The organism is Streptomyces sp. WAC05374 (genome assembly GCF_004353505.1).
GTDB lineage: Bacteria > Actinomycetota > Actinomycetes > Streptomycetales > Streptomycetaceae > Streptomyces.
Map to the genome: position 1 here is coordinate 299,466 of NZ_SMNQ01000005.1, position 16,970 is coordinate 316,435.

General features: G+C 69.9%; 14 protein-coding genes. 1 reads left to right on the forward strand and 13 read right to left on the reverse strand.

Features of this window, described 5'->3' with window-relative positions; genetic code table 11:
• The 9 genes from mrdA to E2B92_RS13815 form a co-directional block, all read right to left on the reverse strand.
• Nucleotides 1-2,190, reverse strand: a complete 2,190-nt coding sequence (gene mrdA / locus E2B92_RS13775) for a penicillin-binding protein 2 (protein ID WP_126884899.1) — start codon at nt 2,188-2,190, stop codon at nt 1-3.
• A gap of 19 nt (nt 2,191-2,209) precedes the next feature.
• Nucleotides 2,210-2,875 (reverse strand): rod shape-determining protein MreD, encoded by a 666-nt coding sequence (gene mreD / locus E2B92_RS13780; protein ID WP_126884898.1) that lies wholly within the window; start codon nt 2,873-2,875, stop codon nt 2,210-2,212.
• 3 nt (nt 2,876-2,878) lie between these two features.
• A complete protein-coding gene (mreC, locus tag E2B92_RS13785) occupies nt 2,879-3,829 on the reverse strand; it encodes a rod shape-determining protein MreC (protein WP_126884897.1) in 951 nt (316 codons plus the stop codon).
• Nucleotides 3,830-3,947: 118 nt separating this feature from the next.
• Nucleotides 3,948-4,967 (reverse strand): rod shape-determining protein, encoded by a 1,020-nt coding sequence (locus E2B92_RS13790; RefSeq protein WP_064069523.1) that lies wholly within the window; start codon nt 4,965-4,967, stop codon nt 3,948-3,950.
• 263 nt (nt 4,968-5,230) lie between these two features.
• A complete protein-coding gene (gene ndk, locus E2B92_RS13795) occupies nt 5,231-5,644 on the reverse strand; it encodes a nucleoside-diphosphate kinase (RefSeq protein ID WP_126884896.1) in 414 nt (137 codons plus the stop codon).
• 112 nt (nt 5,645-5,756) lie between these two features.
• Nucleotides 5,757-6,092, reverse strand: coding sequence for a DUF4233 domain-containing protein (locus E2B92_RS13800; RefSeq protein WP_126884895.1), 336 nt, complete (start codon nt 6,090-6,092; stop codon nt 5,757-5,759).
• Nucleotides 6,093-6,100: 8 nt separating this feature from the next.
• The gene (gene folC / locus E2B92_RS13805) at nt 6,101-7,609 is read right to left on the reverse strand and encodes a bifunctional tetrahydrofolate synthase/dihydrofolate synthase (RefSeq protein WP_126884894.1); all 1,509 of its coding nucleotides are present in this window, start codon (nt 7,607-7,609) and stop codon (nt 6,101-6,103) included.
• A gap of 32 nt (nt 7,610-7,641) precedes the next feature.
• Complete coding sequence (locus tag E2B92_RS13810) at nt 7,642-8,730, reverse strand: sensor histidine kinase (RefSeq protein WP_126884893.1); 1,089 nt, start codon at nt 8,728-8,730, stop codon at nt 7,642-7,644.
• Nucleotides 8,731-8,762: 32 nt separating this feature from the next.
• Entirely contained in the window at nt 8,763-11,384 is a 2,622-nt protein-coding gene (locus E2B92_RS13815) for a valine--tRNA ligase (RefSeq protein ID WP_126884892.1), read from the reverse strand.
• A gap of 137 nt (nt 11,385-11,521) precedes the next feature.
• Here E2B92_RS13815 and E2B92_RS13820 point away from each other — a divergent pair, with 137 nt between their 5' ends.
• Nucleotides 11,522-12,457 carry a hypothetical protein gene (locus E2B92_RS13820; protein WP_133087537.1) on the forward strand — a complete coding sequence of 312 codons (936 nt, stop codon included), beginning with the start codon at nt 11,522-11,524 and terminating at the stop codon, nt 12,455-12,457.
• 70 nt (nt 12,458-12,527) lie between these two features.
• Here the strand turns inward: E2B92_RS13820 and clpX are convergent, their stop codons facing one another.
• From clpX to tig, 4 genes are all read right to left on the reverse strand, one after another.
• Nucleotides 12,528-13,811: an ATP-dependent Clp protease ATP-binding subunit ClpX gene (gene clpX / locus E2B92_RS13825; protein WP_031070473.1), complete on the reverse strand. Its 1,284-nt coding sequence runs from the start codon at nt 13,809-13,811 to the stop codon at nt 12,528-12,530.
• A gap of 136 nt (nt 13,812-13,947) precedes the next feature.
• Entirely contained in the window at nt 13,948-14,622 is a 675-nt protein-coding gene (locus E2B92_RS13830; RefSeq protein WP_031070475.1) for an ATP-dependent Clp protease proteolytic subunit, read from the reverse strand.
• Nucleotides 14,623-14,689: 67 nt separating this feature from the next.
• Nucleotides 14,690-15,307: an ATP-dependent Clp protease proteolytic subunit gene (locus E2B92_RS13835; protein WP_126886886.1), complete on the reverse strand. Its 618-nt coding sequence runs from the start codon at nt 15,305-15,307 to the stop codon at nt 14,690-14,692.
• A gap of 271 nt (nt 15,308-15,578) precedes the next feature.
• Complete coding sequence (gene tig / locus E2B92_RS13840; protein ID WP_126886885.1) at nt 15,579-16,964, reverse strand: trigger factor; 1,386 nt, start codon at nt 16,962-16,964, stop codon at nt 15,579-15,581.
• Nucleotides 16,965-16,970 lie beyond the last annotated feature (6 nt).

The following is a 16,970-nucleotide window of genomic DNA, read 5'->3' on the forward strand; positions in this document are numbered from 1 at the left end:
TCAGTCCCTCCAGACGGGGGGCGGGCCCGCGAGCGGCTTCTCCCCGTCGCCCTGCGCGGCCGGGTCGACCTTCTGGGCGTTGGGGTCGTACGGCTTGACCGGCGGCGCCTCGATGGTGCCGTCGGGCTGGATCTTCGGCAGGGCCGCCTGCGGCTTGGGCAGCAGGGCCCGCTTGAGGTCCTGGTTGCCGGCGTCGTCGAGGCCGTACAGGGCGTCATAGATGTTGCGTACGGCGGGGCCGGAGGCGCCGGAACCCGTGCCGCCCTGGGAGATCGTCATGACGATGGTGAAGTCGTCGGTGTAGGTCGCGAACCAGGAGGTGGTCTGCTTGCCGTAGACCTGGGCGGTACCGGTCTTGGCCCGCATGGGGATCTTGTCCTGCGGCCAGCCGCCGAACCGCCAGGCGGCGGTACCGCCGGGCTCGACGACGGAGCGCAGGCCCTTGTCGAGGTCGCTGATGGTCTCGGCGTCGACCGGCAGCCTGCCGTCGGGGCGGGGCTTGATCTCCTCGACCTTCTTGCCGTCGGGGCTGATCACGGCCTTGCCGATGGTGGGCCGGTGGAGGGTGCCGCCGTTGCTGATGGCGGCGTAGGCGGTGGCGAGCTGGATGGGGGTGATGAGGACGTCACCCTGGCCGATGGCGAAGTTGATGCTGTCGAAGGCCTTGAGCTGGTTGCCCTCCAGGCAGCTCTCGAAGGCGATCTGCTCGACGTAGCTGCCGCCCTTCTTGCCCTGCTTGCACCACGCGTCCTTGTTGGCCTCCCAGAACGCCTGCTTCCAGTGGCGGTCGGGGATGCGGCCCTTGACCTCGTTGGGCAGGTCGATGCCCGTCTCGGAGCCGAAGCCGAAGTCGTGCGCGGTCCGGTAGAACCAGTCGTTGGCGTTCTTCCTCGGCTTGAGGCCGCCGTCGCGCTGCCACTCCTCGTGGCCGAGCCGGTAGAAGACGGTGTTGCAGGAGAACTTCAGGGCGTCGCCGAGGGAGATGGGGCCGTGCCCCTTGGACTCGAAGTTGGCGAAGCTCCGGCCGCCGAGGCTGTAGGAGCTGGAGCAGTTGTAGCGGCCGTCGAAGGGGTTGCCGGCCCGTACGGCCGCGCTCGCCGAGACCACCTTGAACACGGAGCCGGCGGGTGCCTGGCCCTGGATGGCCCGGTTGAGCAGCGGGTAGTTGGAGTTCTTGCCGGTCATCCTGGCGTACTCCTTGGCGGAGATGCCGCCGACCCAGGCGTTGGGGTCGTAGTCGGGCTGGGAGGCCATGGCGACGACGCGGCCGGTCTTGGACTCCATGACGACGACGGCGCCAGCGTCGGCCTTGTAGGGCCGGCCGGTGATCTTGTCGGTCTCCTTGCGCACGGCCTTCATCGCCGCGTTGAGCTCGTACTCGGCGACCGCCTGCACACGTGCGTCGATGGAGGTGACGACGTTGGCGCCGGGCCTGCCCGGGTCGCTCTCGGCCTCGCCGAGGACGCGGCCCAGGTTGTCGACCTCGTAGCGGGTGACGCCGGCCTTGCCGCGCAGCGCCTTGTCGTACGTGCGCTCGAGGCCGGAGCGGCCGACCTGGTCGGAGCGGAGGAAGGGCGAGTCGCTGTCCTTGGCCTTCTCGATCTCCTCGTCGGTGACGGGTGAGAGGTAGCCGAGGACCTGGGCGGCGCGGGCCCCGCCGGGCGCGGTGTAGCGGCGTACGGCGGTGGGTTCGGCGGTGATGCCGGGGAAGTCCTCGGCGCGCTCGCGGATCTGGAGGGCCTGCTGGGTGGTGGCCTCGTCGGTGACGGGGATCGGCTGGAAGGGAGAGCCGTTCCAGCAGGGCTGGGGGGTCTCGGAGTCGCAGAGGCGGATCTTGTCCATGACGTCCTTGGGCTTCATGCCCAGGACCCCGGCCAGCTTGGTGAGGACGCCCTTGCCGTCGTCCTTCATCTTCAGCAGCTCGGTGCGGGACGCGGAGACCACGAGGCGGGTCTCGTTGTCGGCGAGGGGGACGCCGCGGGCGTCGAGGATGGAGCCGCGGACGGCCGGCTGGACGACCTGCTGGACGTGGTTGTTCCTCGCCTCGTCGGTGTACTCCTTGCCCTGCCGGATCTGGAGGTACCAGAGGCGGCCGCCGAGGGTGAGGAGCAGGGAGAAGACCAGGACCTGGATGACGATGAGCCGGATCTGGACCCTGGGTGTCCTCCCGGTCTCCGGGATGTTGCTCATGACGCGGTTGCCCCCTCGGTCACAGTCGCTTGACGCCCTTGATGCGGCCGGCCCGTGCCGCCCGGTTGCGTGCGGCCTTGATGCGCAGGACGCCGCGCTGCTCGCCGATCCTCAGGCCGGTGCCGCTCGCCATGAAGCCCGAGGCGACGTCGGTGCCGGCGGTGGTGGACTCGGCGAGGGGGTCGTTCTCGGCGCGCCGGGCCAGGGCCATCACCAGCGGCACGGTGAAGGGCGCGAGCAGCAGGTCGTAGATCACGGCGGTGATCAGCAGGGAGACCATGCCGACGTGGCGGGCGGCGGTGTCGCCGACGAGGGCGCCGACACCCGCGTGGAGCAGCGTGGTGGAGACGGCTGCGGCGACGACGATGACCATGGGGCCGGTCGCGGAGCGCAACTGGCCGTTCTCCGGCTTGGCGAGGCCGACGAGGTAGCCGATGACGCACAGGACCAGGGCGTACCGCCCGGCGGCGTGGTCGGCGGGCGGGGCGAGGTCGGCGACGAGTCCGGCGCCGAAGCCGATGAGGGCGCCGCTGACGTGCCCGTACACCAGGGCGAGGCCGACGACGACGAGCAGCACCAGGTCCGGGACGGCGCCGGGGAGCTGGAGGCGGGCCAGGATCGAGACCTGGATGACGAGGGCGACGACGAGCAGGGTCGTGGACAGCAGGATCCGGTTGAAACGCATGGCTCACTCCACCTCCGGCTGCCCGCTCGGCGCGCCGCTGGGCGTCCCGGCCGGGGACGGGGTCACCGTGACCGTGACGGTCGGTTCGGGCGTGGGCTTGGGCGGCAGGACGGTGTCGCGGGGGTCCGTGCGCGGGGACTGGACGACGACGCCGACGATGTCGAGCTTGCTGAAGCCGACGTACGGGCGTACGTAGATGTTGCGCGTGAGGTTGCCGGTGGAGGGGTCGACCCGGACGACCTCGCCGACCGGGACGCCGGGCACGAACGGCTTGTCGGCCTGCGAGCCGAAGGTGACCAGCCGGTCGCCCGCCTTGACCTTGGCCTTGCCGTTGAGGAGCTGCACGGACAGCGGGCGGTCGCCCTGGCCGGTGGCGAAGCCGAGCTCGTCGGACCGCTCCATGCGGGTGCCGACGGTGAAGTCCGGGTCGTTGGCGAGGAGCACGGTGGCGGTGCTGGGGCCGACGGTGGTGACACGGCCGACGAGCCCGTCCCCGTTGAGGACGGTCATGTCGCGCCGGATGCCGTCGTTGGAGCCGGCGTCGATGGTCACCGTCCAGGAGAAGCCCTGGGCGGCTCCTATGGCGATGACCTCGGCGGCCTTGATGCCGTACTGGCCGGCGCCGGCCTTCCTGAGCAGGTTGTCGAGTTCGCGTACGCGGCTGCGGTTGCGGTCGTCGCTGCCGAGTCTCGCCTTGAGCGCGGCGTTCTCCCGCTCGAGCTGCGCGATGCGGCTGTGGCGTTCACCCGAGTCCCGTACGGCGGCGATGGCGTTGCCGACCGGGTTGACCGCGGACGCGACGCTGTTCTCGACCGGGCCGAAGACGGTGGCGGCTGCCCGTCGGGCGCCGTCGACGGGTGACTCCTCACCGCCGCGGATGTCCACCGTGATCAGCGCGAACGCGATGGCGACCAGCAGCACCAGGAGCAGGCGGCTCTCTCGTGTGTCCCTCACGTGGGGCGGCCGTGCCTTCCTCGTAGGAGTGTTTGTGCCGTTATACCAACCGGGTCAACCGGATCAACGATCAGCCGTACGGGTCCGGCAGCACCCGTACGGCTGACCTGTGGTCCCGCTATCTGCGCGGCTGGGCGTCCAGCACCTGCTGGAGCGCCTCGAACTCCTCGACGCACTTGCCCGAGCCGAGGGCCACCGAGTCCAGCGGGTCCTCGGCGATGTGGATCGGCATGCCGGTCTCCCGGCGCAGCCGCTCGTCGAGGCCGCGCAGCAGGGCACCGCCGCCGGTGAGCACGATGCCGCGGTCCATGACGTCGCCGGACAGCTCGGGCGGACACTTGTCGAGCGTGGTCTTGACCGCGTCGACGATGGCGTTGACCGGTTCCTCGATCGCCTTGCGCACCTCGGCGGCCGAGATGACGACCGTCTTCGGCAGCCCGGAGACCAGGTCCCGGCCGCGGATCTCGGTGTGCTCGTCGGTGTCGAGGTCGTACGCCGAGCCGATGGTGATCTTGATCTGTTCGGCGGTCCGCTCACCGAGGAGGAGGCTGTACTCCTTCTTGACGTGCTGGATGATCGCGTTGTCCAGCTCGTCGCCGGCCACCCGGATGGACTGTGCCGTGACGATTCCGCCGAGCGAGATGACGGCGACCTCGGTGGTGCCGCCACCGATGTCGACCACCATGTTGCCGGTGGCCTCGTGGACCGGGAGGCCGGAGCCGATGGCGGCGGCCATGGGCTCCTCGATGATGTGCACCTGGCGGGCGCCCGCCTGGGTGGACGCCTCGATGACGGCGCGGCGCTCGACGCCGGTGATGCCGGACGGCACACAGACGACGACGCGCGGGCGGGCCAGGTAGCGGCGCTTGTGGATCTTGAGGATGAAATACCGGAGCATGCGCTCGGTGATCTCGAAGTCGGCGATCACGCCGTCCTTCAGCGGCCGGACCGCCACGATGTTGCCGGGCGTGCGGCCGATCATCTTCTTCGCTTCTGCGCCGACCGCCAGGATGCCGCCGGTGTTGGTGTTGATCGCGACGACGGACGGCTCGTTGAGGACGATGCCGCGACCCCTCACGTACACCAGCGTGTTGGCGGTCCCGAGGTCGACAGCCATGTCACGGCCGATGAACGACATTGAGTTCCCCTTGTTTCCCATGAGGATGCGTCGGGCCTTCCCAATTAGAGCGTTGACGGCTTCTCAGGTCGGCGAGGTGGGTGGTGTGGCGAGGAGATTCACATCGTAGTCCCGCCTGCGCGGACACGGCGCGGTGGCCCGCCTCTGTATAGGTGACGAAGTGTTGGAGCGATGCGTTCCCGGTCGGGGCGTTCATATGCCGAAGGGCGACCGAAATTCCTTCGGTCGCCCCAGGTCATGAGCGCTGTATGGCTGACAGCGGGTCAGGAAATACCGGGGAAGAAAATCTTCAGTTCCCGAATGGCGGACTCCTCCGAGTCCGAGGCGTGGATCAGGTTCTCCCGGACGATGGTGCCGAAATCGCCACGGATGGACCCGGGTGCCGCCGCGATCGGGTCGGTCGGTCCCGCCAACTGGCGTACACCCTCGATGACCCGCTCACCCTCCACGACCAGCGCGACGACCGGGCCGGACGACATGAAGGCGACCAGCGGCTCGTAGAACGGCTTGCCCTTGTGCTCGCCGTAGTGCTGCTCCAGCGTCTCCTGGTCCAGGTGGCGCAGCTCCAGCGCGGTGATGGCCCAGCCGGCCTTGCGCTCGATGCGGCCGATGATCTCGCCGATCAGGCCACGGCGGACGGCGTCGGGCTTGAGGAGGACGAGCGTGCGCTGGGTCATGTGTTACGGCTCCTTGCAGGCATACGTGTGCGGTGAGGTGAGGCTACAGGGGGCATCCGGCCGCCCGGCACCGGGTCCCACCCCCTCGGGCGACCCCCGGACCGGCCACCGGTCACCCGGACTGGGCCGCCCATCTGGCCTTCGCCTCGTCCACCTTCCGGCCGAAGTGGACCGACGCCCACCACAGCCCCGCGAACACCGCGCCCAGGAAGAACATCACCGGGACGATGAAGCCGCTCAGGATCAGCGCCCCCTGGAGCGCCCAGCCGAGCTGTATCCCGCCCGGACGGGTGATCATGCCGCACAGCAGGAGGCTCAGCCCCATCAGGACACCGCACACCGTCCAGACGGTGCCCATCGTCAGGCTGTCGTCCTTCATGGCCACCAGACCGGCGAAGCCGATCACGAAGAACTCGCCGATCAGTGTGGACGCGCAGAGCGTACGCATGAGAAACCTCAGCCCTTCCCCAGCAGCAGCCGGGCCTCGCCGACCGTCATCACCGACCCCGTCACCAGGACACCCGCCCCGGCGAACTCGGCCTCCTCCTCCGCCAGCGTGATCGCCGCCTCCAGCGCGTCGGGCAGCCGCGGCTCGACCACCACCCGCTCGTCGCCGAAGACCTCGACGGCGATCGCGGCCAGCTCGTCGGCGTCCATCGCGCGGTGCGTGGAGTTCTGCGTGACGACGATCTCCGCGAAGATCGGCTCGAACGCCTCCAGCAGGCCCCGGACGTCCTTGTCCCCACTGGTGGCGACGACGCCCACCAGCCGGGAGAAGCCGAACGCCTCGCTGATGCCCTCGGCCGTGGCGCGCGCGCCCGCCGGGTTGTGCGCGGCGTCCAGCACCACGGTCGGGCTGCGCCGCACCACCTCCAGGCGGCCCGGCGAGACCACCGAGGCGAACGCCTGGCGGATGCGCTCCACGTCCAGGGTGCGGGCCTCCTGGGCGCCCACGCCGAAGAACGCCTCCACGGCCGCGAGCGCCACCGCCGCATTGTGCGCCTGGTGCGCGCCGTACAGCGGCAGGAAGATCTCCTCGTACTCACCGCCGAGCCCGCGCAGCGTCAGGAGCTGCCCGCCGACGGCGACCTCGCGCGAGACGACGCCGAACTCCATGCCCTCGCGGGCCACGGTCGCGTCGACCCCGACGGCCTTCTTCAGCATGACCTGCGCCGCGTCCACCGGCTGCTGGGCCAGGATGACGGTGGCGCCCTGCTTGATGATCCCGGACTTCTCCCCCGCGATCGCGGCGGGCGTGGCGCCGAGCCGGTCGGTGTGGTCCAGGTCGATGGGGGTGACGACGGCGACGTCGCCGTCGATCACGTTCGTCGCGTCCCAGCTCCCGCCCATGCCGACCTCGACGACCGCCACGTCCACCGGCGCGTCGGCGAACGCGGCGTACGCCATACCGGTGAGGACCTCGAAGAACGACAGCCGGTACTCCTGGCTCGCGTCGACCATCTCCACGTACGGCTTGATGTCCTGGTACGTCTCGATGAAGCGCTCGTGGCTGATCGGCGCGCCGTCCAGGCTGATCCGCTCGGTGATCGACTGCACGTGCGGCGAGGTGTACCGCCCGGTGCGCAGGTCGAACGCGCCGAGCAGCGCCTCGATCATCCGGGCCGTGGACGTCTTGCCGTTCGTGCCGGTGATGTGGATCGAGGGGTACGCGCGCTGCGGCTCGCCCAGCACGTCCATCAGGGCCGCGATCCGCGCCACCGACGGCTCCAGCTTGGTCTCGCCCCAGCGGGTGGCGAGCTCCTGCTCCACCTCCCGCAGCGCCTTGTCGACCTCCGGGTCGGCGGGCCGCGCGGGCACCGCCTCGGCGGCCGGCGGTGGTCCGGCCTGTGCGCGCAGCGTTCGGCTGCCGGCCTCGATCACCGCCAGGTCGGGGTCTCTCTCGGTCTCGGCTTCCACGATCTCGTCGAAGTCGTCGCTGTCGCTTGACGGGGGCTGCTCACTCACAGGGCCAGTCTACGGAGCACCACCGACACCGCTCAGAGCGGGAGCACGGCGACCACCTCGTACACGCCCCCGCGGCGGCGTGCCGTGAGCGTGCCGCCCATGGCCGCCACCCGCTCCCGCATGGAGGGCAGGCCCGTGCCGGTGGAGAGCGGGCCGGGTTCCGGCGGCGTGTCGGGCAGGGCGTTGCGGACCTCGGTGCGCAGCGTGCGCGGCCCGGCGCCGCCGGTGACCGAGACGGTGACGGTGACCGGCCGCCCCGGCGCGTGCTTGGCCGCGTTCGTCAGGCACTCCCGCACGACCCGGTGGACGGCCGCCTGGCGCAGCGGTGACACCCGGGCGGCCTCGGGGTCGACGGTGAGCTCCACCGGGGTGCCCATCCGTCCGCTCTGGTCGGCGAGCGCGGGCAGGGCGTCCAGGCCGGGCGTGGCGCCCGGGTCACCGGCCCGGCGGACGATCGTCTCGTTGAGCATGTGGTGGGCGCGGCGCGCGGTGTCGGCGAGCTCCTCGAAGTCCGGCCGGTGCGGGGTGTCCCGGGCGCGCCCGGCGAGGACCTCGGCGCGCACGGCGAGGACGGTCAGCTCGCGGCCGACCAGGTCGTGCACGTCCCGCGCCACCGAGGTGCGCTCCTCGTGGACGGCGTGCAGGGCGGCGGCCTCGGCCCGCCGCCCCTGGAGTTCGCGCACGAGGTCCTGGCGGTAGGCGGCGACGCCGACCGCGGTGGCCAGGACGCCGATGGGCACCACCAGCGCGGCGGGCATCCCCGTCAGCCCGTACGCCACGGCCAGGTATCCGGCGGCGGCCGGGATCCCGGCGCGCCGGCCACGGAAACGGCCCAGGGAGTACAGCGCGAACTGAATGAGCGTCAGTTCGTGCAGCCATGCCACCAGGACCAGGGCGACCGCGTACGGCACCCACGGTGCCCGTCGGCGCACCAGCAGCGTCGCCGCGCCCGCGCCGAGGACCAGGGTGGCGGTCAGGCCGGTCAGCGAGTTGTCGGCTGCGGCGAGCCCCGGCACGTCCAGCAGCATCAGCGCGAACCCGCTCGCGGCCGTGACGGCGTCGTGCGCCCGCGGGGACGCGGCGGCGCGCCGGAACACGGATGCGGCGGGGGCGAGGGGCATGCGCCCCATCATCCCCCGCCGCACCGGCGTGCCTACGCCTCGGGCAGGCTCGCGAGCTGGTTCTCGATCCGGGCGATGTCCTCCTCGGCCTTGGCCAGGCGGGTGCGGATCTTCTCCACGACCTGGTCGGGGGCCTTGGCGAGGAACGCCTCGTTGCCGAGCTTGGCCCGCGCCTGCTGGCGCTCCTTCTCGGCGGCGGCCAGGTCCTTCGCGAGGCGCTTGCGCTCGGCCGCCACGTCGATGGTGCCCGACAGGTCGAGCGCGACCGTGGCGCCCGCGACCGGCAGGGAGGCGGTGGCGTGGAAGCCCTCGCCCTCCGACTGGAGGCGCAGGAGCTGGCGGATCGCGGCCTCGTGCGGCGCCAGGTCCGTGCCGGCCAGGTCCAGGCGGGCCGGGACCTTCTGGCCGGGCTGGAGGCCCTGGTCGGAGCGGAAGCGGCGGACCTCGGTGACGACGCGCTGGACCAGCTCGATCTCGCGCTCGGCGGCCTCGTCGCGGAAGCCGCTGTCGTCGGGCCAGTCGGCGACGACGAGCGACTCCCCGCCGGTGAGGGAGGTCCACAGCGTCTCGGTGACGAACGGGACCACCGGGTGCAGCAGCCGCAGCGTCACGTCCAGGACCTCGCCCAGGACCCGGGCCGAGACCTTGGCGGGCTCGCCGCCGCCGAAGAACGTGGTCTTCGACAGCTCGACGTACCAGTCGAAGACCTCGTCCCACGCGAAGTGGTACAGCGTGTCCGAGAGCTTCGCGAACTCGAAGTCGTCGTAGTACGCGTCGACTTCGGCGACCGTCTTGTTGAGCCGCGACAGGATCCACCGGTCGGTGGCCGACATCTGCGACGGCTCCGGCAGCGGACCCTCCACCGTGGCGCCGTTCATCAGCGCGAAGCGGGTGGCGTTCCAGATCTTGTTGGCGAAGTTCCGGGACGCCTGGACCCAGTCCTCGCCGATCGGGACGTCGGTGCCGGGGTTGGCGCCGCGGGCCAGGGTGAAGCGGACGGCGTCGGAGCCGTAGGCGTCCATCCAGTCCAGCGGGTCGACGACGTTGCCGAACGACTTCGACATCTTCTTGCCGCGCTCGTCACGGACCAGGCCGGTCAGGGCGATGGTCCTGAACGGGACCTCGCCGTCCATCGCGTACAGGCCGAACATCATCATCCGGGCGACCCAGAAGAAGATGATGTCGTGGCCGGTGAGCAGGACGTCGGTGGAGTAGAACTTCTCCAGGTCCGGCGTCCGCTCCGGCCAGCCGAGCGTGGAGAACGGCCACAGGCCGGACGAGAACCAGGTGTCCAGGACGTCGGTGTCCTGCGTCCAGCCCTCGCCGGTGGGAGCCTCGTCGTCCGGTCCGACGCAGACGACCTCGCCGTCCGGCCCGTACCAGACGGGGATGCGGTGGCCCCACCAGAGCTGGCGCGAGATGCACCAGTCGTGCATGTTGTCGACCCAGTCGAAGTACCGCTTCGACATGTCCTCGGGGTGGATCTTGACCCGACCGTCGCGGACCGCGTCCCCGGCGGCCTTCGCCAGCGGCTCGACCTTCACCCACCACTGCATCGACAGGCGCGGCTCGATGGTGGTCTTGCAGCGCGAGCAGTGGCCGACGGAGTGGACGTACGGGCGCTTCTCGGCGACGATCCGGCCCTGCGAGCGCAGGGCGCCGACGACGGCGCTGCGCGCCTCGAACCGGTCCAGGCCCTGGAAGGGGCCGTGGACGGTGAGGACACCGCGCTCGTCCATGATCGTCATGGACTCCAGGCCGTGGCGCTGGCCGATCGCGAAGTCGTTCGGGTCGTGGGCCGGGGTCACCTTGACGGCGCCGGTGCCGAACTCGGGGTCGACGTGCGTGTCGGCGACGACGGGGATCGTACGGTCCGTCAGCGGGAGCTTGATCCGCTTGCCGACGAGGTGCTTGTACCGCTCGTCGTCCGGGTGGACGGCGACCGCGGTGTCACCGAGCATCGTCTCGGCGCGGGTGGTCGCGACGACCAGCGTCTCGTCGCCCTCGCCGTACTGGATGGAGACGAGCTCGCCGTCGTCCTCCTGGTACTCCACCTCGATGTCCGAGATGGCGGTCAGGCAGCGCGGGCACCAGTTGATGATGCGCTCGGCGCGGTAGATCAGCTCGTCGTCGTAGAGCCGCTTGAAGATGGTCTGGACGGCCTTGGACAGGCCCTCGTCCATGGTGAACCGCTCGCGCGACCAGTCGACGCCGTCGCCGAGGCGGCGCATCTGGCCGAGGATCTTGCCGCCGTACTCCTCCTTCCACTGCCAGACACGCTCGACGAAGTCCTCGCGGCCCAGGTCGTGGCGGGACTTGCCCTCCTCGGCGAGCTGCTGCTCGACCTTGTTCTGGGTGGCGATGCCGGCGTGGTCCATGCCGGGCAGCCACAGCGCCTCGAACCCCTGCATCCGCTTGCGGCGGGTGAGGGCGTCCATGAGCGTGTGCTGGAAGGCGTGACCCAGGTGGAGGCTGCCGGTGACGTTCGGCGGCGGAATGACGATGGTGTACGGGGGCTTCTCGCTCTTCGCGTCGGCCGTGAAGTAACCGCGCTCTACCCAGCGCTCATACAGCTTCCCCTCTACCTCGGCCGGCGCGTACTGGGTCGGCAGTTCGGGGACGGATGCTGGCTGCTGCTGAGTGTTCTCGGTCACGGGCCCAGTTTAGAGGTGTCACAGGCCCGTACTGAAACGGGAATGTTCGGTAACGGTGTGACCCCCGCCGTGCCGCCGCCGCGGGGTTTCGGCCAGGATGTGAGGAACGCATAAGCATTCGGAGGGGGAACCCCTTAATGAGTTACAACCAGCCGGGCCCGTACGGCGGACAGCCCCAGCAGCCCGGGCCGTACGGCCAGCCCCCGCAGCAGCCCCAGCCCGGCTACGGCTACCCCCAGCAGGCCCCGCCGCCCCAGGGCGTGCCGCCGCAGGGTTACGGCTACCCCCAGCAGCCCGGCCCCTACGGCCAGCCCCCGCAGCAGCCCTACGGCGCCGGCCCCGGCGCCTACCCCCCGCCCCCGCCGCCGGCCCCCAAGAAGAAGACGGGCCTGATCATCGGCGCCGTCGCCGTGGTCGCGGCGATCGGCGTGGGCGCCTACTTCGTCTTCGGCGGCGGCGCGGGCGGCAACAGCGCGGTGGGCGACGACACGAAGGGGTACAAGCTGACCCCGGCCGCCTCGGTCGGTGAGTACAAGAAGGACAAGGACACTCCGGAGTCCATGTCCGACAAGGACAAGAAGGAAGCCGAGGCCGCGCTCGGCATCAAGAACCCGCAGCAGGCGGGCGCCCAGTACAAGTCCGGTTCGGAGTCCGACCCCATGAAGGGCAAGGTCCTGAGCCTGACCGGCCTGTGGGGCCAGATCGACGACCCGGAGAAGGCGGTCGACGGCTACTTCACGATGCTGGAGAAGAGCTCCAAGGAGGAGGAGGACTCCGACGTCACCGTCGAGCTCGTGGGCAGCCCCACTTCCGTGGAGCCCGCCGGCTTCGAGGGCGCGCTGATGAAGTGCCAGACGATCAAGTCCAGCCCCAAGGAGGGCGGCGACGCGGGCGGCCTCGGCCCGAAGTCGTTCGAGCTGCCGCTGTGCGTGTGGGCCGACTACAGCACCATCGGCGCCGTCAACGTGATCGACTTCGCGCAGATGCTCGGCACCGGCGGCAAGGCCGTCCCGCAGGAGCAGGTCGCCGACCTGGCCGCCAAGCTCTACAACACCTCGCGCACCAAGGCCTGACCCTCCGCGCAACGCAAGGGCGCCCGTCCGGTTCCTGGAACCGGGCGGGCGCCCTTCGGTGTGCGTGCCGTTACGCGGACTTCTCGTGGCGGCCCGGGTCCTTGACGACGCGGGGGACCAGGGTGGGGTTCACGTTGTTGTGGACGACGTCCTCGGTGATGACCACGCGGGCCACGTCCTTGCGGGACGGGACCTCGTACATCACGGACATCAGGACCTCTTCCATGATGGCGCGCAGGCCGCGTGCGCCCGTGCCGCGGAGGATGGCCTGGTCGGCGATGGCCTCCAGGGCGGGGCGGTCGAAGTCCAGTTCCACACCGTCGAGTTCGAACAGGCGCTGGTACTGCTTCACCAGCGCGTTGCGGGGCTCGACGAGGATCTTCAGCAGCGCCTCGCGGTCCAGGTTGTGGACCGAGGTGATGACGGGGAGACGGCCGATGAACTCGGGGATCATCCCGAACTTCACCAGGTCCTCCGGCATGACCTCCTGGAACTGGTCGCTCGCCTCGATCTCGCGCTTGGAGCGGATCGTCGCGCCGAAGCCGATGCCCTTCGCACCCGCCCGTGATTCGATGATCTTCTCCAGGCCGGCGAAGGCACCGCCCACGATGAACAGCACGTTCGTCGTGTCGATCTGGATGAACTCCTGGTGCGGGTGCTTGCGGCCGCCCTGCGGCGGGACCGAAGCCGTCGTGCCCTCCAGGATTTTGAGGAGCGCCTGCTGTACGCCCTCGCCCGACACATCACGAGTGATGGACGGGTTTTCGCTCTTACGGGCGACCTTGTCGATCTCGTCGATGTAGATGATGCCCGTTTCGGCCTTCTTGACGTCGTAGTCGGCGGCCTGGATGAGCTTCAGCAGGATGTTCTCGACGTCCTCGCCCACGTAGCCCGCCTCCGTGAGCGCCGTCGCGTCGGCGATGGCGAACGGGACGTTGAGCATCCGGGCCAGGGTCTGGGCCAGCAGCGTCTTGCCGGAGCCGGTGGGGCCCAGCAACAGGATGTTGGACTTGGCGAGTTCGATCGCGTCGTCCCGGCCCTGCGCGCCGCCGTTCTCGCCGGCCTGGACGCGCTTGTAGTGGTTGTACACCGCGACGGAGAGGGCCTTCTTCGCGGGCTCCTGCCCGACGACGTACCCCTCCAGGAACTCGTAGATCTCGCGGGGCTTGGGGAGTTCCTCCCAGCGGACCTCGCTCGTCTCCGCGAGCTCCTCTTCGATGATCTCGTTGCAGAGGTCGATGCACTCGTCGCAGATGTACACACCGGGGCCTGCGATGAGCTTCTTCACCTGCTTCTGGCTCTTTCCGCAGAACGAGCACTTGAGCAGGTCGCCGCCATCACCGATGCGTGCCACGAGGTGCTTCCCCTTCGCCTGGGAGCGGCTTGGTTCAGCCGGCTCCTGGTGCCTCATATCCGACGGTACCTTGCCGGGCCCCTCGTTCGGGCCCCCCTTGGCACGGTTCACACCGTGCCAAGGGCAGGTCGGTCCGTCAGGCTGCCGCCGCCGCGGTGCTCTTGCGGGTGGAGACGATCTGGTCCACCAGGCCGTACGCCAGGGCGTCCTCGGCCGTGAGGATCTTGTCGCGCTCGATGTCGTCGCGGATCTTCTCGATCGGCTGGGTGGAGTGCTTGGCCAGCATCTCCTCGAGCTGCGTACGCATACGCAGGATCTCGTTGGCCGCGATCTCCAGGTCGGAGAGCTGCTCGCGGCCCGTACCGCCGGACGGCTGGTGGATCAGCACGCGGGCGTTCGGCAGGGCCATCCGCTTGCCGGGGGTGCCGGCGGCCAGCAGCACGGCCGCGGCGGAGGCCGCCTGGCCCATGCAGACCGTCTGGATGTCCGGCTTCACGAACTGCATCGTGTCGTAGATGGCCGTCAGCGCGGTGAAGGAGCCACCGGGGCTGTTGATGTAGATGGAGATGTCACGGTCCGGGTCCATCGACTCCAGGCACAGGAGCTGCGCCATGACGTCGTTGGCGGAGGCGTCGTCGATCTGCACGCCCAGGAAGATCACGCGCTCCTCGAAGAGCTTCGCGTACGGGTCGTACTCGCGCACGCCCTGGGAGGTGCGCTCGACGAAGCGCGGGACGACATACCGGTTGTCCACCTGCGGGCCGGTGTAGAGGCCGCTCGCGGAGAAGTTGCTCATGTGGGTGTTCACCATCCTGGTGGCGTTCGGCGGGGCTGGGAGGCGAGGGGCACGGGCTGGGGGTCCCCCCTCTGGGGGAGGATCAGGCGCCGGTGCCGCCACCGCCCGGAACGCCCGCGGCGGCAGACATGATGTCGTCGATCAGGCCGTACTCCTTGGCCTCCTCGGCGGTGAACCAGCGGTCGCGGTCACCGTCGCGGATGATCGTCTCCACGGTCTGGCCGGAGTGGCGCGCGGTGATCTCGGCCATGCGCTTCTTGGTACGGAGGAGGTACTCCGCCTGGATCTTGATGTCCGAGGCGGTGCCGCCGATGCCGGCGGAGCCCTGGTGCATCAGGATGTCGGTGTTCGGCAGCGCGAAGCGCTTGCCGGCGGTACCACCGGTGAGCAGGAACTGGCCCATGGAGGCCGCCATGCCCATACCGATGGTCACGACGTCGTTCGGGATGTACTGCATGGTGTCGTAGATCGCCATGCCAGCGGTCACCGAACCACCCGGGCTGTTGATGTAGAGGTAGATGTCCTTGTCCGGGTCGGCGGCAAGGAGCAGCATCTGCGAGGTGATCTTGTTCGCGATCTCGTCGTCGACCTGCTGGCCGAGGAAGATGATCCGCTCGCCGAGCAGCCGGTTGTAGACATGGTCGCCGAGGCCACCACCGATGGACGGCTCACCCGCGGCGTAAGGCATCAGATTCGTCACGTATCCACCTGCTCGTCTCTGACGGCTCCGGCCGTCTCAGCGTCGTACGTACTGGGGGCGGGTACTCCCCTGCCCTCGTATTCATGGACCCTAACGCGCTGGTCGGCGGGCGCCATCCCGGTTCCCGAACTGTTCGCTGGGAGCGCAAGGTAGTTGGGCCGGGAAGGGCCCGGCGGGGGCGGCGCGGGCCCGGCGGGGCCGTACGGCGACGGGCCCGACCGCACGCGGGTGCGGATCGGGCCCGTCGGACCGCTCATGCCGGGGCCGTGGCTCAGGCCTCGGTCTTGTCCTCGGACTGCTCGGACTCCTCGGCGGAGGCCTCGGCCGTCTCGGCGGCCTCGTCCTCGTCGTCGTCCAGCTCGACCGGCTCACCGTTGGTGTCGACGACCTTGGCGGCCTCGACGACGACCGCGAGGGCCTTGCCGCGGGCGACCTCGCCGACGAGCATCGGCACCTGGCCGCCCTCGACGACGGCCTTGGCGAACTGGTCGGGGCTCATGCCGGAGGACGCCGCACGCCGCATGAGGTGCTCGGTGAGCTCCTCCTGGTTGACGTTGAGCTTCTCCTTGTTGACCAGCTCGTCCAGGATGAACTGGGTCTTGATGCCCTTGACCGCCTGCTCGCGGGTCTCGTTCTCGAACTCCTCGACGGTCTTGCCCTGGAGCTCCAGGTACTTCTCGAGGGACAGACCCATCTGGCCGAGCTGGTGGTGCTCGAGGTTGTGCTTGCGAGTGTTGACCTCGTCCTCGAGGAGCTTCTCGGGGATCGGCACCTCGGCCAGCTCCAGCAGCTCGTCCAGGACGCGCTCCTGGGCCTGGGTGGCCTGGTCGTACTGCTTCATGTTCTCGAGGCGCTTGCGGCTGTCGGCCTTCAGCTCCTCGAGGGTGTCGAACTCGGACGCCATCTGGGCGAAGTCGTCGTCGAGCTCGGGGAGCTCACGGGCGGCGACCTGGGTGACCTTGACGGCGACCTCGGCCTCCTTGCCCTCGGCGGAGCCGCCCTTCAGGGTGGAGGTGAAGGTGGCCTCACCCCCGGCCTCCAGGCCCGTCACGGCCTCGTCGATGCCGTCGAGGAGCTCACCGGAGCCGATCGTGTACTGCACGCCGCTCGCGACGCCGTCCGGGAGGACCTCGCCGTCGACCTTGGCCTCGAGGTCGATCGTCACGACGTCGCCCTCGGCGGCGGCGCGCTCGACCGGGTTGGTGGAGGCGAAGCGGTCGCGGAGCTGCTCCACGGACTTCTCGACGTCCTCGTCGGTGACCTCGACGGCGTCGACGGTGACCTCGATGCCGGAGTAGTCCGGGATCTCGATGGCCGGGCGGATGTCGACCTCGGCGGTGAAGGCCAGCAGCTCGCCGTCCTTCAGCTCGGTGATGTCGACCTCGGGCTGGCCCAGCGGGTTGACCTCGGCCTCGTTGACGGCCTCGGTGTAGAACTTCGGGAGGGCGTCGTTGACGGCCTCCTCCAGCACCGCACCACGGCCGAACCGCTGGTCGATGACACGAGCCGGGATCTTGCCCTTGCGGAAGCCCTTGACCGTGACCTGCTGGTTGATCTTCTTGTACGCCGCGTCGAGGCTGTCCTTGAGCTCCTCGAAGGGCACCTCGACAGTGAGCCGAACCCGGGTCGGGTTCAGGGTCTCCACGGCGCTCTTCACGGTTCG